The sequence below is a fragment of the Evansella vedderi genome (assembly GCF_030813435.1).
In the GTDB taxonomy this organism is placed as follows: Bacteria; Bacillota; Bacilli; order Bacillales; family Salisediminibacteriaceae; genus Evansella; species Evansella vedderi.
Genome location: NZ_JAUSUG010000034.1, coordinates 1 through 16,445, shown reverse-complemented (window position 1 = coordinate 16,445; position 16,445 = coordinate 1). Strand labels below are relative to the sequence as shown.

At 37.3% G+C, this 16,445-nt stretch carries 19 protein-coding genes and 1 other RNA gene; all 20 read left to right on the top strand.

Annotated elements, in window-relative coordinates; all coding sequences use genetic code 11:
• The first annotated feature begins 519 nt into the window (after positions 1–519).
• Positions 520–2,199 (top strand): peptide-binding protein, encoded by a 1,680-nt coding sequence (locus J2S74_RS25690; protein WP_307332092.1) that lies wholly within the window; start codon positions 520–522, stop codon positions 2,197–2,199.
• Positions 2,200–2,834: 635 nt separating this feature from the next.
• Positions 2,835–3,845 (top strand): hypothetical protein, encoded by a 1,011-nt coding sequence (locus J2S74_RS25685; RefSeq protein ID WP_307332089.1) that lies wholly within the window; start codon positions 2,835–2,837, stop codon positions 3,843–3,845.
• A gap of 16 nt (positions 3,846–3,861) precedes the next feature.
• Complete coding sequence (locus J2S74_RS25680; protein WP_307332087.1) at positions 3,862–4,314, top strand: cytochrome c maturation protein CcmE; 453 nt, start codon at positions 3,862–3,864, stop codon at positions 4,312–4,314.
• A gap of 361 nt (positions 4,315–4,675) precedes the next feature.
• Positions 4,676–6,655, top strand: a complete 1,980-nt coding sequence (locus J2S74_RS25675) for a heme lyase CcmF/NrfE family subunit (protein WP_307332084.1) — start codon at positions 4,676–4,678, stop codon at positions 6,653–6,655.
• A gap of 2 nt (positions 6,656–6,657) precedes the next feature.
• A complete protein-coding gene (locus J2S74_RS25670) occupies positions 6,658–7,158 on the top strand; it encodes a cytochrome c-type biogenesis protein CcmH (RefSeq protein WP_307332082.1) in 501 nt (166 codons plus the stop codon).
• Positions 7,159–7,170: 12 nt separating this feature from the next.
• The gene (locus tag J2S74_RS25665) at positions 7,171–7,557 is read left to right on the top strand and encodes a hypothetical protein (protein WP_307332080.1); all 387 of its coding nucleotides are present in this window, start codon (positions 7,171–7,173) and stop codon (positions 7,555–7,557) included.
• Positions 7,558–7,560: 3 nt separating this feature from the next.
• Positions 7,561–7,956: a hypothetical protein gene (locus J2S74_RS25660; RefSeq protein WP_307332078.1), complete on the top strand. Its 396-nt coding sequence runs from the start codon at positions 7,561–7,563 to the stop codon at positions 7,954–7,956.
• A 16-nt stretch (positions 7,957–7,972) separates the two neighbouring features.
• A complete protein-coding gene (ccmA, locus tag J2S74_RS25655; RefSeq protein ID WP_307332075.1) occupies positions 7,973–8,674 on the top strand; it encodes a heme ABC exporter ATP-binding protein CcmA in 702 nt (233 codons plus the stop codon).
• Positions 8,671–9,360 carry a heme exporter protein CcmB gene (locus J2S74_RS25650; RefSeq protein WP_307332072.1) on the top strand — a complete coding sequence of 230 codons (690 nt, stop codon included), beginning with the start codon at positions 8,671–8,673 and terminating at the stop codon, positions 9,358–9,360. The genes ccmA and J2S74_RS25650 overlap by 4 nt, the downstream gene beginning before the upstream one ends.
• A gap of 6 nt (positions 9,361–9,366) precedes the next feature.
• Positions 9,367–10,101 carry a cytochrome c biogenesis protein gene (locus J2S74_RS25645; RefSeq protein WP_307332070.1) on the top strand — a complete coding sequence of 245 codons (735 nt, stop codon included), beginning with the start codon at positions 9,367–9,369 and terminating at the stop codon, positions 10,099–10,101.
• A gap of 12 nt (positions 10,102–10,113) precedes the next feature.
• Positions 10,114–10,242, top strand: a complete 129-nt coding sequence (locus tag J2S74_RS25640; RefSeq protein ID WP_307332067.1) for a CcmD family protein — start codon at positions 10,114–10,116, stop codon at positions 10,240–10,242.
• A gap of 46 nt (positions 10,243–10,288) precedes the next feature.
• Positions 10,289–10,798 (top strand): TlpA family protein disulfide reductase, encoded by a 510-nt coding sequence (locus J2S74_RS25635; protein ID WP_307332064.1) that lies wholly within the window; start codon positions 10,289–10,291, stop codon positions 10,796–10,798.
• Positions 10,799–10,935: 137 nt separating this feature from the next.
• Entirely contained in the window at positions 10,936–11,430 is a 495-nt protein-coding gene (tadA, locus tag J2S74_RS25630; protein ID WP_370876076.1) for a tRNA adenosine(34) deaminase TadA, read from the top strand.
• Between the two features lie 56 nt (positions 11,431–11,486).
• Positions 11,487–11,651 (top strand): YycC family protein, encoded by a 165-nt coding sequence (locus J2S74_RS25625; protein ID WP_307332062.1) that lies wholly within the window; start codon positions 11,487–11,489, stop codon positions 11,649–11,651.
• A 137-nt stretch (positions 11,652–11,788) separates the two neighbouring features.
• Positions 11,789–12,054: signal recognition particle sRNA large type (ffs, locus tag J2S74_RS25620), an RNA gene on the top strand.
• Positions 12,055–12,471: 417 nt separating this feature from the next.
• Positions 12,472–14,196, top strand: a complete 1,725-nt coding sequence (gene dnaX, locus J2S74_RS25615) for a DNA polymerase III subunit gamma/tau (RefSeq protein WP_442345773.1) — start codon at positions 12,472–12,474, stop codon at positions 14,194–14,196.
• 43 nt (positions 14,197–14,239) lie between these two features.
• Entirely contained in the window at positions 14,240–14,551 is a 312-nt protein-coding gene (locus J2S74_RS25610) for a YbaB/EbfC family nucleoid-associated protein (protein WP_307332056.1), read from the top strand.
• A 318-nt stretch (positions 14,552–14,869) separates the two neighbouring features.
• A complete protein-coding gene (recR, locus tag J2S74_RS25605; protein WP_307332053.1) occupies positions 14,870–15,466 on the top strand; it encodes a recombination mediator RecR in 597 nt (198 codons plus the stop codon).
• Between the two features lie 11 nt (positions 15,467–15,477).
• The gene (locus J2S74_RS25600; RefSeq protein WP_307332051.1) at positions 15,478–15,696 is read left to right on the top strand and encodes a YaaL family protein; all 219 of its coding nucleotides are present in this window, start codon (positions 15,478–15,480) and stop codon (positions 15,694–15,696) included.
• A gap of 160 nt (positions 15,697–15,856) precedes the next feature.
• On the top strand, positions 15,857–16,123 hold the full coding sequence (locus J2S74_RS25595; RefSeq protein ID WP_307332049.1) for a pro-sigmaK processing inhibitor BofA family protein: 267 nt from the start codon (positions 15,857–15,859) through the stop codon (positions 16,121–16,123).
• Positions 16,124–16,445: the final 322 nt, after the last annotated feature.

The following is a 16,445-nucleotide window of genomic DNA, read 5'->3' as shown; positions in this document are numbered from 1 at the left end:
TAATCAGTTCATACTGGTTGCTCTCTTTTTCATTTATAAACATAAACAGGAATTGTAATAAGAAATATATCGATTGAATTTTAAACAATTAAAGTTTATATAAAACGTTATGCAAAATTTTTAATGCAAAATTTTTAATGCAAAATTTATTTTGAAATAATATAATTTTATATAATTAACAATTTTTAAATAACTTTACATACCCTTGGTATAAAGGGGTAAAACGTGTTTTTTCTTTAGTGTTTCGAAATGATTTAGGATAAATTATTGATTTTTATAGATTTCAGAAAATTTTAACTTGCAAAAATACCATTGACTTTGCTATTAGTCTAATATAACATTTCTATTAGTTGAAAGCTTTCTTATTTTCAAATAATTATATTAGAAAAACAATAGCGTGAATGAAATTATTTGAAAGTAAACACAAATCAAATTGTTATAAGAGCTAGAGTTTTGGATAATAGATTAATTGAATCCAACCTCTACTTTTATATAAAAAGCTTTAAGGGGGAAATACACATGAAAACTACAAAATCATTACTTATGTTAATAAGCATGATTTTAATGTTATCGCTTTTTGTTGTAGCTTGTGGCGGTAACGGTGAAGACGCATCTGTAGATACAGATGATGCTGAGCAAGGTACAGGAGAAAGTGAAGGTACGGAAGATGACGGAGAAGAAGAAACTACTGGAGAACCTAGAGAAGGTGGAAGTATTGTATTAGGAACTTCTGGTGAACCGGTTATTTTTAACTCTCTTTATCACAGTGACTCTGCTAGTGCAGATGTAACGGATTTAGTTTTTGCTGGTTTAACTTACACAAATGAAAACCTAGAAGTTCAACCACTAATTGCAAAATCTGATCCGGAAATCTCTGAAGATGGATTAGAGTGGACTTATGAAATGCATGAAGGTGTTCTTTTCCATGACGGCGAAGAAGTAACAGCTCATGATGTAGTATTTACTTTTGAAATTTTCTTACATGAAGATTACACTGGTCCTCGAGCTAGTAACTTTGAAACACTTGTAAGTGTAGAAGCTATAGATGATTACACAGTTAAGTTTACTTTAAGTGAAGTAGATGCTGCATTCCCTACACGAGTAGGATACGGTATTCTTCCTAAACACTTATTAGAAGATGTTCCAGTTGCTGACTTAGAAGATTATAGAGAATTTAATATTGACCAACCAATTGGTGCTGGTCCATTTAAATTTGTTGAATGGGTACCAGGTCAGAACTTACAGCTAGAAGCTTTCGATGATTATTTTGAAGGTAGACCATACCTTGACAATGTAACATTTCGATTTGCTTCTGACTCAAATGCACTAGTATTATTATTAGAAACTGGTGACATCGATCATATGATTGCACCAACAAGTGAAATTGCAACAATTGAAACGTATGACCATGTAAACCTTTCATCTGTATTAGCTTTACGTTATGACTACATTGGTTGGAACTTAGATCGTCCATTATTCGAAGATGTAAGAGTTCGTCAAGCATTAACACATGCCATTGATCGTCAAGAGATCGTGGAAACAATCATGGAGGGGCAAGCTGAAGTTGCAGATGCACCTGTATCTCCATTAAGCTGGGCATATAATGACGATGTACCAGCATTTGATTATGATCCAGACAGAGCGATTGAATTATTAAATGAAGCTGGTTGGGAACATAATGATGATGGAATTATGGAAAAAGACGGGGAGATCTTCGAGTTTACTATCCTTTCAAATGACGGTAACACTACTCGTCGTGACATTGGAATTATTGTACAGCAATACTTAAACCTAATTGGTATCAAAGTTCATGCTGAGCAAATGGAGTGGGGAGCTTTCTTAGATCAGATCAACCCTCCAAACTTTGATTTTGATGCAATTGTAATGGCTTGGGGTCTTGCCCTTGATCCAGACCCAACTGCAATCTGGCACTCTAAAGAAATCGAAAACGGTCTTAACAGAAGTGCTTATAGAAATGACCTTGTAGATGAATTATCTGACCTAAATACAACTATTCTTGACCAAGATGAGCGTGCAGAAGTATTAGGGCAAATCTATGCACAAATTGCTGAAGATCAACCATATACATTCTTATTCTATCCACAACAATTTGTGGCAATGAATAAAGACATTAAAGGTTTCACTCACCACCCACGTGTAGACATGTATAAAGTTCATGAGTGGTGGCTAGACAACTAATTCTGGTAAAAGTTTTAAAAGAGGCTGGGACACAACTAAAGTGTTTAGATGAAAATACGAACAATGTATTATTGTAGCGGAGGAAATATACGTAGACTCCTGCGGGAGCAAAGGCAAAGGTGAGACCACACGTGCGTAAGCACGAGGGGGCTCACCAGCCGCCCGCGGAAAGCGAAGTATATTTCCGAAGCGATTTATATGCTTCGTTCGGAATTCTCATTGACAAAACGCTTTTGTCCCAGCCTCTTTTATTATTTTAATGTTACTCCAATTTTCCTCTTACACAATATCACTACATTGTTACACACTTTCCCATAACTCCTTCAAAATATATTCACATTTCATCTTTTGGAGAATGAAAATGCTCCTCTTTTCCTTTTTTCGTTCACTAGTTGATTCTGGGTTTACATAATAAATTCTTCATTATTAGTATCCTCTTTTCAACACTGTTAATTTCACTATATTTTTACAATAAAAGTGGGCAAAGGCTAGTTTTTTCTGTTCATTTTATAGACATATGTTAGCACTAACATTCACAAAACCGTCATGGTGTACTGTGATTTACATCACAGTTATTAAACGTATAACGTAATAAAGTCAATATAGAAAAGACAGGTACGAAAGGGAGAAGGGAAATGAGGAAGAGTTTATTTCGATACTTTACTGTTACTTTAGCGGTATTAATTATACTAGCTTTTCAGACTTGGAATGTTGCTGCAAAAACAGATCGAACAGAGGGTGAGTTGCCTTATAGGGAGCTAGTAATTCAGCTCATGCCAGAATATGTAACTCCAAATGGTTGGAAGGGGGAAGTTCCAGTATTATTGTATGGTCAACATGGAATGTTTATCAACGAAAGTGAAGAGGTTTTTGAAGGTAGCTTTACTATTGATGTGCCAGTAAATGATCCCACCTTGTACCTTGCGTTAGTAGGGAAGTTTAATGATCAAGGTCAAGTGGATGACTTAGAATACACTGTTAATGAAGAGGCTGGAACGATAACTTGGACTCCAGCAGGGGGGGTAGCTCCAGGAGAAGAGTATCGTTATGTAGTGGAGTATTATTATTCTCCCTTTGACGGTGATGCAGCTAGGGAATTTTCTTTCCATTTTCAGTTGGATCGAGAAACAGAAAACATGACTGTATTAATATTTGAACCTTTTGGTGCGGAGGATATGAGTCTAAGTGTAGATCCAGACAGAGTTACGGATATGTTTGGAGTTCCCGTTCACGGATATGATTTTGAAGGCTTAACGGCTGGAGAAGAATTTAATTTACAAGTTTCCTACATTAAGGATGATAATATTTCTACTTTAGAGGCGTTAGAGTCTCAACAACCACCCAATGATGATGTTCATGCTGGAATTGGTGGAAACTCAGGATCTGTCACTGGAGGAGACAATTATTTGATTTCTACTGAAAATGCAGTGATGATAAGCATCTCTGTCATTATTGCAGGCTTGCTCGTGTTCTTCGGTTTAAAAAGCTATAAAAGTCCACCTGTTCAGGAAGTGGGGAGGAACAGTCTAAGCCAAAAAGTGGCGAAGGTAGATATTCAAGCAGAGAAAAAGACTTTACGACAACAGTTAATGAATGGAGAAATTGATGAAACTACGTATCGAAATAAAATGAGGAAATTATCTTAAAAAGGGGGGAGGGGAAGTGAAGAAAAATACGAAGGTTTTTCTAGGGAGCAGTGCTTTGCTTTTGAGTATTCTCATTTTACTTATAACAGCAACACCAGCATCAAGTGGATCAGAAATTTCTATTTTAGAAGCAAAAGTAAACGGTGCACAGTATGAGGGTAGATATGTAACTACAGAAGGTTTTTTACAAGCGGGTTCTGTTGATTGGAGAGCCGATGAAATCGAACTTCGCTTTACCATCGAAGATGAAGAAGGTAATACGTTAGATGTTTTTCACCATGGTGTTAGACCAGATAACTTCTCTGATGAAGTTATTGTAATTGTACATGGTTATTTACAAGAAGATGGTGTATTTGAAGCAGAACGTGTTCAAACTCGTTGTCCATCCGTCTATGAGGCTGAAGATCCTGAAAATTACGATGCTGATTTCCATAGGGAATTACTTCGAGAGGGAAATAACGAGGATTAAATTAATCGTTTTTTATTAGGCTGCATTTGCAAACTTTGTTGCTTATAAAAAAGCTTGGAGAAGCAAAAGGTGGCGAATCCAGCGGGAAAAGCAGAGGCCACTGAAAAAGGATGTTTTTCCCTTTTTCAATGGCCTCGAAAAGCAACGGCTGAAGTGTTGCCCGCGGAACCAGGGCGGTGAAATTACGCCGTTGTCCATAGGATGTGGGCTACCTTTAGGCGTAATTGGTCCGCCTGTATCGTATTCAAGCAAAAAATATGCTTTAAAAACAACATGATCTTGTGCGACGAGCAAACGAAGTGGTGCAGAAGCAATCTATTCGAAAAGTGCCTTTTATTATCATCAAAGTGGGTGAGACAACGTGAATATTATAGTAAATCTATCGATTTATCTAGCATTAATATTATCTATTTATGCATTTGTAGCCTTTGTCCTCGGAATCCGAAAACAGGATCAACGTTTGATTGACAGTGCTAGGGGAGCTACACTATCTATCTTTATACTTGCATCTATTTCAACATTACTATTGTTCTATTTACTAGGCACTAGTCAGTTTCAATTTCAGTATGTTTATCAATATACTAGCTCAGACCTTCCACTTCTATATAAACTAGCAGCATTTTGGGCTGGGAATGCTGGATCATTGTTACTTTGGACGTTCTTCTTAACAATGTATGCAGTAATGGTCGCTTACTCACGTAAAATGCGGCGTAATCCAATGACACCTTATATTGTTGCGATAATGACTTTGAACATGATTTTCTTCTATTTAATACTAGCATTTGTAACGAAACCATTTATCCTTCTTGATGGTGTACCGGTGGAAGGTCGCGGTTTGAATCCGATGCTTCAAGATCCGGGTATGATACTTCATCCAGTTACAATCTATTTAGGGTATGTAGGGTTAGCGGTGCCTTTTGCTTTTGCTATTGCTTCCTTAATATTAAAGAGCATGGATTCCTTCTGGGTAAAAATGACGAGAAGGTGGACGATTCTTGCATGGCTTTTCTTAACACTTGGAAATGTTATTGGCGGTTATTGGGCTTATACGGAATTAGGTTGGGGTGGATATTGGGCATGGGATCCTGTAGAAAATGCCTCGTTCATGCCTTGGTTAACCGTAACCGCATATTTACACTCTGTTATGATTCAAGAACGTAAGAACATGTTGAAGGTTTGGAACTTAAGTTTAATTATCTTATCTTATGCCCTTACATTGTTTGGTACCTTCTTAGTACGAAGTGGAGTCCTTACCTCTGTACATGCATTTAGTGAATCGAACTTAGGTGCTTACTTTCTAATTTTTATGGCATTCATGGTTATTTTCTCCATGTACATTTTAATGAGTCGTTACCATTTACTTAAAAAGGACACGGGTCAATTTGAATCGTTTTTATCAAAGGAAAGCTCTTTCTTAATTAACAACCTCATTTTATTAGGTGCAACCTTTGCTGTTTTCTGGGGAACTGTTTTTCCGCTAGTAAGTGAAGCTGTTCGTGGAACGAAGGTTACGGTAGGAATTCCATTTTTTAATACAGTTATGTCACCGATATTGCTAGCTTTATTGTTTCTTATGGCCGTTTGTCCATTAATTGCTTGGCAACGATCAACTGTAAAGAATCTCCGTGATAACTTCCTAATTCCAGCAATTATTAGTTTAGTTGTGGCTGGTTTGTTAGTAGTAATGGGAGTTCAAGGTGCTTACCCAATTATTGGATGGACGATTGTAACATTTATGATTTTAACACATATTGTAGAGTTTGTTCGGGGAACTGCAGCACGTAGAAAGGTTACGAAAGAGTCTGTCCCAGTCGCTTTATATAATTTAATGATTAGAGGAAGAAGGAGATATGGGGGGTATATCGTTCATATAGGAATTGCATTGATGGCTTTTGGAATTATTGGTGCTAACTTTGACGAAGAAAAGCTTTTAACAATGAGAGTTGGTGAATCGATGGAGATAGGTGATTACACCATAACCTATGAAGGATTAGCTCAACGTAGTGAAGGAGTTAATGACATCGTTTTTGCCAATATGAAGATAGAGAAAAATGGAAGAAACCTTGGATATATGCAACCGGAAAGAATGTTCTATCTAAACTGGGAGGAACCGTCGACGAATGTTGCTGTAAGAAGTACGTTAAGTGAAGACCTTTATATTGTTTTGAGTGCGTGGGAGCAGGATCAGCGAGCTACTTTTAAATTTAAAGTTAATCCGCTGGTGAAGTGGATTTGGATTGGTACGTGGGTTGTTACTATTGGAGCTATTTTTGCTATTTGGAACGGTAGGTATGGCAATATTGTACCTCGTTATGCAGGTCCACGAAGGAAGGTGTATTAATAATGATAAAGCGAATCATTGCTCTGTTGATGGTGATGACCTTTGCTGCCTTACCGGTATTTGCAACTGGGACGTACGATTTTAATTCTCCAGAATTCAGGCAAAGTGCTCAGCAATATATGTGCTTATGTGGATGTGGGCAAGACCATTTAGAATGTAATATGGATGGCTGTGGGTTAAATGATTCCTTCAAAACTGAAATTCTAGAAAAATTAAATGATGGCTGGACACAAGACGAGATTAAAGACTTTTATGTTGGAATGTACGGAGAAGTAATTTTAACTGCTCCTGAAAAAAGTGGTTTTAGCTTAACGGCTTGGATTACCCCATTTGCTGTTTTAGGGGTTGCAGGTGTTGGCGTTGTTCTCCTAATTAGAAAGTGGGTAAATAATGCACAGCTCATTTTAGAGGAAGTAACTGTGGATAGTAACGATGATGTAGATGAAACAGAGGATGAAGTTTTAAGATCGATAATCGATAAAGAACGTAAAAAGTATTATTAGGATGTGATGGGCATGGGATACGTAGCAGCTTTACTAATAATAGGATTATGTACATTCTTAGTAGCCCAGCCGTTTTTTTCAAATAAGCGGCATTGGACAACAGATGAGATAAAAGATGATCTTGATGAATACTCAAAAGAAAATATATTTGCAACAATAAATGAACTAGAAATGGAATATAACATGGGTAAACTTCCGAAAGAGGACTTCGAAAAACTAAAAAAGCATTATGAGAACCTTGCGGCCCAGAAGATGAGAGAGGAGTCTATGAGTAATACGGAAATAGTGGAAAAGCAATCGAAGGAAATTTTAAATGAATCCATCGTTATTGATAAGGAATTAGAAGAAGAAATTGAAAGAGAAATAAGGCTGATGAGGCAAAAGAGGAAGGGGAAGTAGGTGATGACTCAATGGATTATATTAGGATCTGTTACTAGGTCGTCTACTTCTTTCCATAATCCAGGTCATATTCGTATTTGGTATGAATCCCCTTTACGAAACTTTGAACCTCATTTAGTAACAGCACTATTATTTTTCATTCTCGTTTTCGGAGTAGGATACTTCATTCATATTAATAGGAAAGAACATTTAAAAGAAGAGGGAGTAATGGAAGATGTGGATGAGAAGAAGTTTCAAGAATTGGCAACAAAGAAAAACATCCTATTAAATAAAATTTTACAGGTGGAAGAAGATTTTTCCGCTGGTGTGATAACGGAGAAAGAAATGGAAGAAAAGGTTGAAGCCTATAAGAAGTACTTGTTTAAGGTGAAAAGTGACTTAAATAAATATATTGAATAGATAGTAGGGAATGCCAATGATCCAGTCGAACAACATTATTAAAACTATCGGAGAAAAAATGATCCTGCGAGGGATGAATTTAGAAATAGCCTCAGGGGAAACGGTAGCTATTATTGGTCCAAATGGTGCGGGAAAAAGCACTTGGTTAAAAATTACTGCTGGACTTCTAAAACCTACAGAGGGAAGTTTGTTGATCGATGAAGAGCCTTTGAAAAAAGATAAGTATGAACTACAGCAAATTATTGGTTATCTTGGTCACCAAAGTTTTCTATATGAGCATTTTTCTCCTGTAGAGAACCTCCGATTTTTTGCAAAGCTGTATCATGTGAAAAAACCGGATAAAAGGATTGATGATTTAATTGAAGAGGTGGGATTAACCTTTTTTAAATATGAACCGGTTAGATCCTTTTCAAGGGGGATGATTCAACGCTTAGCAATTGCTCGAGCTATTCTACATGACCCGAAAATTTTGCTATTAGATGAACCTCATACAGGGCTAGATCAGCAGGCTGTGGATATTTTAAATAAAGTAATCCTTCGTTTAAAGAAAAAGGGTGTTACAGTTGTCCTTGTTACACACGACTTCCCTCAGGTGATCAAAACCTGTGATAGGGTAATTATTTTAAAAAATGGCCGTGTGAAGGACGACATCCCCCTTGAAGGTCAAGATGTCAATTGGCTGTATACACACTACGAAAGGCAGGCGATTCACTCATGAAGAATCTATTATTGCCTGCCCTTGTAATTGCAGGAAAAGATCTATACTCGGAGTGGAAAACGCGGCAGATTGTAACTACCATGCTTATATTCTCAAGTTTAATTATCGTAACATTTAGCTTTGCTTTTGATCCCTCTAATCAATCTGTACGCGTATTAATACCAGGAATGATTTGGATAATAACTATTTTTGCGGCAATTCTTGGTTTAAATCGGTCTTTTACTACTGAACAAAGCAACGACCATATACATGCTTTTGTAGTAGCGCCAATAGACGCCTCCAGCGTATTTTTAGGCAAGTTTATTGCAAATTTTATATTTGTTTTAATTGTACAAATCATTGCTATTCCGTTATTGTTCCTATTATTTGATTTTCGAGTTTTAACTATAGAAAGTATTTTCTATTTAGTTGGTATTATTTTTCTTGGAACTTTTGGATTTGTAAGTGTAGGAACCTTTTTAGCAGCCTTATCTTCTAACTCTAAAAGCAGTGAAATGTTGCTGCCAATTTTACTTTTGCCGTTGGCCACACCAGTTGTAATTGCAGCGGTACAGGCAACTAGAATTGTTTTGATAGATTTAGAAAAACTTAGCAGTGCCATGTCATGGATGCAGTTAATGATTGCATACGATTTAATCTTTTTTGTAGCGGGTCTTTTATTATTTGAATACGTATTGGAGGTGTAATGAAAAATGCAACAGGATAAAGGGTTAACCAATTTACCAGAACCTAGCTTGCTGCATCGAGTTATGGTAATGATTACGATTCCTGCAGTAGTCGTTGCATTATACTTAGTTTTTATTTGGTCGCCAGTAGAAAGACAAATGGGTGTGGTACAGAAGATCTTTTATTTTCATGTGGGATCGGCATGGAACGCTTTTCTGGCATTTGGAGTGGTTGCAGTTTTTAGTATTTTATTTTTAATTACTAGAAAGAGAATTTACGACATGATTGCTGGAGTAAGTGCTGAAATAGGTGTCGTATTCACAGCTATCGTATTAACTACAGGTCCCATTTGGGGGCGTTCTGCCTGGAATGTTTGGTGGAATTGGGAACCACGTTTAACTACAACTGTCATCTTATTCTTTATCTATATAGCCTATATTACCGTTCGAAGCTTAGATATGGAGTGGCAGAAAAAAGGAAGGCTTTCAGCAGTATTAGGGGTTATCGGGGCAATTAATGTACCGATTGTTTACATGTCTGTCCGTTGGTGGGAATCTACCCTTCACCCTGTAGTAATGGGCGAGGGAGTTGAGGAGTCTGGCGGAGGAATGGAACCTTCCATGCTATTCACCTTTATATTCACTGTGTTGACGATGACATTAGTTTATACAGTATTAATGCAAAAAGGAATATATATTGAAAAGCTTCGCATACATGTTGCTAAATTAAAAGCAAAACAGCAAGAAAAAATGATTAGCTAAGGGGGATTTGATATGGGATATTTATTCGCAGCATACACCATCATTTGGTTACTAATTGGTGGATATGTATTGTTTTTGGGAAAAAGACAAAAGGCTGCAATTAAAGAAGTAAGATTTTTGAAGGAACTTATTGAAAAATAAAAAGTCTCCGTCGTTAAATTGAGGGTTGTTAAAGGGAGGGGAGATCTTGAATCAAAGGGTTGCAAAAGTATTAGTCCTTATTTTTGTTATAGGAATGTTAGTCGTATTTGTAATGGGGATACGTGCACAAGGCAATGTTGTTGCAATCGGTGATGAAGCATATCCTTTTGAGTTAGAGAATCTTGAGGGAGATATTTTGCGTTTAGAGGATCATCGTGGCGAAGTTGTTGTTCTTAATTTCTTTGCAACTTGGTGTAGACCCTGTGAAGAGGAAGCTCCAAAGTTTATCGAATTTCACGAGAAATATCAAAATGATATGGTTTTCTACAGTATTGTAAAAGCGGAATCAAAAAATGCTGTGAATCGTTGGATGGAACGAACTGGTTTTGAAAAACCATTCTTATTTGACTTTGACATGAATGTTACGAATCGATTTGGAATTATAGGGCAGCCAGAGACAGTGGTTGTTGATAAGGATGGAATTATAGTAGCCCATTATGTGGGAGCTGTTAGAATGGACGTATTGGGTGATAAGGTAATGGAATTAAATCAATAATAGTACGAGGGTGACTCAAAGGGGTTTATTTATTCGTTTGAGTCATCCCTTTACATTTTATATATTGAATTTAGCAATGGAAATGTGTTTTGAAGGGCAGGGATATTGGGTTAAACTATTAATTGGGTGATGGGTAGATGACTATTAAAACAGAACGGATAAAAGAAGACGAAAAATATATGCAAGAGGCATTATTTGAAGCAGAAAAGGCGGGAATTATAGGTGAAATACCTATAGGTGCTGTTATAGTTAAAGATGGAGAGATTATCGCAAGGGGACATAACTTGAGGGAAAGGGAGCAGCTGTCCACGGCACATGCAGAGCTTTTAGCCATTCAGGATGCTTGTAAAGAAGTGGGTAGTTGGCGTTTAGAGGATTGTACTTTATATGTTACGCTTGAACCATGTCCTATGTGCGCAGGTGCTATTGTACAATCGAGGTTAAAAAGAGTGGTCTATGGAGCGAGAGATCCTAAAGCAGGCTGCAGCGGCACTTTAATGAACTTATTAGATGAGCCGAGATTTAACCACCAAGTTCCTGCAACAAGTGGTATACTGGAAGAGGAAAGTGCTATATTATTAAAGGATTTTTTTAAACAGCTTCGAAAGCGGAAGAAAGAACAAAAGAAATAATAAATGTTACAATTATTATAGAGTGTTAAATCCAAAGGGCTGGAGGATATTATAAAATGAAACCAAACCAAATTTCATTAGAAACAGCACAAATGCTTGCGAAAAAGTTAAAAATGCCTTTGGAGCATGTGATGCACACGCCACCACATATTCTTATGGCAAAGTTAAAACAGTTAGAGGAGAAAGAAGAAGGTACTGGTGAAAAGCAAGAAGATAAGTAGGATAACTGCCTTCTACGGAAAGGTTATCCATTATTACCAATAAACCTTTAGGAGTCAACTATTGCAAAAGAGTTATAAAACCTCTATACTAGTAATTGCGTCACCGAAAAAGACGCCTAACTTTATTATCAACTTTGCCGTGCTAAGCGGGGAGGTAGCGGTGCCCTGTACTCGCAATCCGCTATAGCGAGGCCGAATCCCTTCTCGAGGTTTTAGTATCGTGAGGTCTGACCTAAGTAAGTGGTGTTGACGATTGGGTTCTACGCAACGGAAACCTGTGAACCCTGTCAGGTCCGGAAGGAAGCAGCAGTAAGCAGTCATTTCCGTGTGCCGTAGAGTCGCCTGGTCTGAGCTAACTGCTTAGGTAACGCTTGGGGTACTATTACCGACAGAAGGTGCACGGCATTTAATTTTTAATAAATACAAAAATGAAACTACCTGATCTCAGGTAGTTTTTTTCTTTAGCTGTATTCTAAAAGGATACACCTGGGATTACTCGCCGAACAAAAAATTACGATATTCAAAAATATGAATGAGCGAAGGTCCGTGAGACTCCTGCGGTTCGCCCGTGGAAAGGGAGCGGACCGTAGCGAATGACAACCTGATTTGTATTTTCAGGGAAGACTTATTTTTATAAAATGTTTTGTTAGATCTATCAATGAAATTTCATATATATACATTTTGTAAATATACATATAAATCGGTATAATAGGTATGGAGTCAATTACTTATTTTTTGAAGAAAAGTGGCCTGTTAACAAACTGAATGTGTTTAAAGAAGTATATATAGATTGTTAATGGAGAAGGGGAAGGTGCCAACAATGAGCTACCAAGCACTTTATCGGGTTTGGCGACCAACATGTCTAACAGATGTAGTTGGCCAAGAACACATCACAAAAACATTAAAAAATGCATTGCTGCAGGAAAAACTTTCCCACGCTTATTTGTTTACCGGTCCTAGGGGAACAGGTAAGACAAGTGCAGCTAAAATCATCGCTAAAGCCATAAACTGCGAAAAGGCACCAATAGCAGAACCATGTAACGAGTGCCAGGCCTGCCAAGGAATTCAAGATGGTACCATTGTTGATGTGATGGAAATCGATGCTGCAAGTAATAACGGTGTTGATGAAATAAGGGATATTCGAGATAAAGTCAAATTTGCCCCAAGTGCTGTTCGCTATAAAGTGTACATTATCGATGAAGTTCACATGCTATCTACAGGAGCATTTAATGCCCTCCTCAAAACATTGGAGGAGCCTCCTCGACATGTTATCTTTATATTAGCAACAACAGAACCTCATAAAATTCCATTAACAATTATTTCAAGATGTCAACGATTTGATTTTAAACGGATAAACGCTCAAGCGATGATTGATCGTATGAAAGAAATTATTCAATCCAGTGAAATAGATGTTGGAGAGGACGCACTGGTATTGATCGCAAGAGTGTCTGAAGGGGGAATGCGTGATGCCCTCAGCTTACTAGATCAAGCCATTTCCTATGCAGATGAAGCGGTTACCTTGGAGGATGTACTCTCCATTACAGGGGCCATTTCACAGCAGCTTCTATATGATGTTGCTGTTGCACTGAAGGATGGAGAAGTAGCTAAAGGTCTAAATATAATAGATACAATTGTTAGTGAGGGAAAGGATCCAAATCGTTTTATTGAGGATTTAATTTTCTTCTATCGTGATGTACTAATGGTAAAAGCAGCACCGGAGCTGGAGGAAAGTAAAAATAGGGTTACTGCTGATGATAAATTTCAACAAATAGCAGAGGAATTAGACCAGCAGTGGATATACTCCATCATGGAGCAGTTGAACCATTTTCAACAGGAGATGAAGTGGTCCAATCACCCTCAGGTTTTTCTAGAAATGTTTATTGTTCAAGCGTGTCATATCTCCAAACAAGCTAATGGCACGGCTCCCAATGCTATAGATCAAAGTGAAACAATCCAAACCCTTCTATCAAAAGTTAATGAGTTAGAGGGTACCCTTCGCCGCCTGTCATCTGTACAACCGTCAGGGGGCAATAATAGTGATATACAGCAAGTGGAAGGTCAACGTCCTAAACCTCGGCCAATTCAAGCAAGTGGAAAGAGCCGGGCCCAAATTACAAGGGTTAAGGCTATGCTGCAGCGGGCATCAAAACAATATTTACAGGCTTTACAAAGTAATTGGGGGCAAGTTATGGAGCAAGTGAAGCAGAAAAGTGTTCCAGCCTCAGCCTGGTTAAATGATTGTAAACCTGTCGCTAGTTCTGAAGGGGAGTTTGTGTTAGCATTTAAGAATGAAATGCATAGGGATATGATAGATGATAAATTTCGGGAAGTGGTGGAATCAGCTGTATCCTCATTATTGCAGCGTCCCATGACTTTAATGTCCATATTAGATCCACACTGGGAAGAGACAAAGGAATCCTTTTTGAGGGAGCAAAAAAAGGGATCTGACTCTGAAAGTGATGGTGATACAACGGAAGAAGAGAACCCTCTCGTACAAGAAGCAGTTAAGCTTGTTGGGCGGGATTTAGTTGAAATAAAAGACTAACACATAATATTATCCATGTTGGATGAGAAAGCGAGGAAGAATAATGAAAAATATGGGAAATATGATGAAACAAATGCAAAAAATGCAACGTGAAATGGCAAAAGCACAGGAGCAGCTTAAAGAAGAAACGGTAGAGGCTTCTGCCGGCGGCGGAATGGTAACCGTTGTTGCTAATGGTGAGAAAAAAATCTTGGATATTATTATTAAAGAAGAAGTAGTAGACCCGGACGATGTGGAAATGCTGCAGGACCTTGTACTAGCTGCCACAAATGAAGCATTAGTAAAAGTAGATGAGCTTGTTCAAGAGAAAATGGGCAAGTTCACTAAAGGTATGAATATCCCAGGTTTGTTCTAATAAACAGGAAGATATTTTTCAGATATTTATTTAAAGGAAAGGCTCTGTTGAAGGATAGTGTTGATTTTTAACAGATGGTTGATTTTTGTGGAAGGCGCGAGACTCCTGCGGGAAAGCGAGCGTCCAGGAGCAAAAAGCAACAACAAGTTTAACAGAGCCAAAGGAAAGATGGAAGGGCAACAGAAAATAATAAATGATGTATAAGAAAAGACTTGGTAATATACCAAGTCTTTTCTATGAAGGAACAAAAGATGTATTTTATCATCCAATAAATAAAGAAAAATAGATATATGTAGTTTGTTAAAGGGGGAAACATTGTTGCAATATCCTCAACCTATTTCAAAGTTGATTGAAGGGTTTATGCGTTTACCGGGCATAGGTCCAAAAACTGCAGCAAGACTGGCATTTTATGTGTTAGATATGAAGGAAGATGAAGTATTGGAGTTTGCTAAAGCCTTAGTTAATGCAAAAAGGCAACTGACCTATTGTTCTGTCTGCCATCATATTACTGATTCTGACCCTTGTCGAATTTGTGATGATAAAAGCAGGGATCAGTCTATAATATGCGTAGTGCAAGATGCAAAAGATGTGATAGCGATGGAGAAAATGAGGGAATATACTGGTCTATACCATGTTTTGCATGGAGCCATTTCACCGGTGGATGGAATTGGACCAGAAGATATTTTTATTCCTGATTTACTAAAAAGATTACAGGACGACACTATACAGGAAGTAATTATTGCCACAAACCCTAATATTGAAGGGGAGGCTACAGCCATGTATATTTCTCGATTAATAAAACCAACAGGGTTGAAGGTGACTAGGATCGCCCATGGACTACCTGTTGGGGGGGATTTAGAATATGCAGATGAGGTTACCTTATCAAAGGCAATAGAAGGAAGAAGAGAGATCTAGGGGTGGTCAACATGCTTTTTAGAAAGCGAGGGAAAATCCGTAACGAAGAGGATAAGTCTCTTTTATGGCATTTGGAAAAATTAAAACAAAGGGTAAATCAGAAGGAAGCATTGATTAATAATAGTGTTGATTACCATGGTGAGGTGTTATATAAAGGTAAATTGGAAAAGGCGAAATATTTATTCCTATTAAAAGAAGCTCGAATTAGAAGAACAAGCGTAAAAAAATAAATTAATGTTCTAACTTCCCCCTAAATAACATACATTCATAAAAAAAGCTTGTACAAAATATCTGTACTTAATAATACGGGTATAACCATTCATTGATTATTTCTTATCTGCAAGGAATGGTAAGGGCTGATGTTATTTTATTTGGAGGAGGTCTAGAAGGATGGAACCAGTTGTTGTCTTATCGTTATTAGGAGCTTTGATATTTTTATTATTAATATTAGGGGCTCCTATGAAGCCGTTAAGATGGATGGGACAAGGGGCAATTCGTTTATTGATTGGAGCCTTATTATTATTTTTCCTTAATACATTCGGTGGATTGTTTGACTACAGCTTGCCAATAAATGTTTTTACTGCTGCCATATCAGGTTTCTTAGGGATACCTGGCATTGTAGCATTAATATTTGTTGATATGCTAATTATTCCTTAGTTTTAATAATACTAAGATAGTAGTGTCAACAGTTTTCTACTTTTTTGGGAGAAGCTGTTGACTTTATTTTTTTTACATGATATATTATTTCTTGCCGCTAAAAACGGCGTCACAAAATATTTTAAAAAAGTTATTGACAACTGATTGTTATATTGATATAATATAGAAGTTGTCACTAAAAACAACACACAATTTTGACCTTTGAAAACTAAACAAAAAGCCAAGCGAAGTGGGATATGAACGTCGTATTTATACGACCGATCAAATATCCCGTCAATGAATTTTTAAATTAGCCAGTTTAACTGGTTTTGATGTCAGAACA